Origin of the sequence: Wolbachia endosymbiont of Tettigetta isshikii, from assembly GCF_041154185.1 — a bacterium.
GTDB lineage: Bacteria > Pseudomonadota > Alphaproteobacteria > Rickettsiales > Anaplasmataceae > Wolbachia.
The window spans coordinates 1-272 of sequence record NZ_JBFTEN010000065.1; the positions used below are offsets into that span (position 1 = coordinate 1).

The following is a 272-nucleotide window of genomic DNA, read 5'->3' on the forward strand; positions in this document are numbered from 1 at the left end:
GTTTGTTATAGAAAATAGATTTTATATCAAACAGCTACCGCAGCAATTTTTACTTAAGCCAATGAATATGTGAATAAGTACTTTAAGTCTGTGTGAACGTACTTATTCACAATATTCATTGCAGTTACTGCTGTGTAAGTTTTTAGGTATTTAAATTAATTGCTTCTTTAAACCTTGTATTAGCAATTACTATAATTTTACGCATTAGAACTGTTGCAGCCACCATCTTCTTCTTACCACTTTCAACAAGCTTAAAATAAAACGCGCCAAGT

Annotated in this window: 1 pseudogene; it reads right to left on the reverse strand. The window is 30.9% G+C overall.

The window, feature by feature from the left end:
- Window positions 1-142: 142 nt before the first annotated feature.
- Window positions 143-272: pseudogene (locus AB6N09_RS05695) on the reverse strand (IS110 family transposase); the annotation flags it as partial.